General features: G+C 34.5%; 2 protein-coding genes. One reads left to right on the top strand and one right to left on the bottom strand.

What is annotated here, in order from left to right:
* Window positions 1–123: 123 nt before the first annotated feature.
* Window positions 124–861: a phosphatase gene (locus AACU98_RS14950; RefSeq protein ID WP_012367826.1), complete on the top strand. Its 738-nt coding sequence runs from the start codon at window positions 124–126 to the stop codon at window positions 859–861.
* Between the two features lie 86 nt (window positions 862–947).
* On the opposite strand, the gene cyaB is transcribed toward AACU98_RS14950, so the two are convergent.
* The gene (gene cyaB / locus AACU98_RS14945) at window positions 948–1,496 is read right to left on the bottom strand and encodes a class IV adenylate cyclase (RefSeq protein ID WP_012367827.1); all 549 of its coding nucleotides are present in this window, start codon (window positions 1,494–1,496) and stop codon (window positions 948–950) included.
* Window positions 1,497–1,651 lie beyond the last annotated feature (155 nt).

The raw sequence follows: 1,651 nt of genomic DNA, 5'->3' as shown, positions 1-1,651 counted from the left end.
TGATTCAGACATCAGTCTGAACGCAGTAGGGATCCACGTCCTTTAGGGCGTGGAGGATGTCAACTTTAGAAAAAAAAGGCTATTGTGTCAGTTGTTATAGTATGCCAGAAAAAGGGGAGCTTTATGTATCCAGTTGATTTACATGCACATACCATTGCGAGTACACATGCTTATAGTACGGTTAGCGAATATTTTCAACAAGCTAAAAAGAAAGGGATTAAGCTATTTGCGATTACAGATCATGGTCCCGATATGGATGACGCTCCTCATGAATGGCATTTTTCAAATTTGCCGGTGATCCCCAGAATGGTCGATGGTGTTGGTATTCTTTATGGCATCGAAGCAAATATCAAAAATATAAAAGGTGAAATCGACTGTACTGAGAAGATGAGTAAAAAATTAGATATTGTACTCGCTGGTTTTCATGATCCTGTTATGGGATCACTAGGTATGGTTGATAATACTAAAGCGCTTATTGCAACAATAAGTAGTGGTTTAGTACAGGTGATCACCCATCCGGGAAACCCTAAATATCCTATAGATATTAAGGAAGTCGCAAAGGTTGCTGCTGAGTTCAATGTTGCATTAGAAATGAATAATTCTTCTTTTATACATTCTCGAGTAGGAAGTGAGAAAAACTGCATTGAAATAGCGAAAGCGGTGCTTGATGCCGGAGGTTTAATTGCGCTAGGCTCCGATTCACATATTGCATCATCTTTGGGGAATTTTGAGCGAGTATTAGAAGTATTGGCGGAGATCCAATTTCCACAACAGAAGATATTGAATACATCACCAAGAAAGGTGCTTGATTTTTTACAAGCTCATGGCAAAAAAGAGATCACAGCGTTTCAACATCTTTGAGATAGTGAAAAAGCTTAAAAGCTAGCATTATTAAATGTTAGCTTTTTTCAAGTATCTTATTTGCTCGAGATTGTGCATCGTGTTAGTTAAGCTAACTTGCTTAAAAGCATTGTTTTATAGTTATGATGCTCTTGCTCACTATCATTAAAGCCAAATTGATATGCTAAGTTATGTAACTGTAATTTATAGTCAGCAAGTTTACTCTCATCATCAGTCATAATAGCAAATTCAGCAAAGTAACCAAGATTGTCTAATTTATCGATAGTGATATGAAATTGCTCTAGAAAGTAGATTTGACGGGATTTTGTATAGTTTAAAATACAGTGATAACCTAATGTTTTAAACATCGAAACCGTTTTTTCTGCATCTTCTATTTTTACTGCTTCACATTGGGCTTGTTCTGGGCCTTTTACAATTAATAAATTGATACCAGAGGGGATCATTTTTCTTACGCATAAACTTATAGAGGGAGCAGGGAAAGGCGTATTGGGATGTTCTAAATACCAATCTGTTTCATCATTTTTCGATATAAATAAAGTTGCTCCAGCGAGTTGTAATGCATCAATAAAATCTTGAGGTCGTTTTAAGTGGTATTTCAATTCTGCTTCAAATTTACCTTGAAAGTGTTCAGACATCTCTTTTCCTTATCAATTGATTATTCAATATAGCATTATTTATTGTTTGTTGTTCATATTAAAGAATAACCCTAAGATTTAACTGGGTTATAAATATTGTTATTAAATTTAAAATATAGCAAATGATAAATTGAATATTGTATAAATAGTGATAA

Source organism: Proteus sp. G4380 (genome assembly GCF_963885725.1).
GTDB lineage: Bacteria > Pseudomonadota > Gammaproteobacteria > Enterobacterales > Enterobacteriaceae > Proteus > Proteus mirabilis.
The sequence above is the reverse complement of the archived record's forward strand: the minus strand, read 5'-3'. Positions and strand labels throughout refer to the sequence as shown.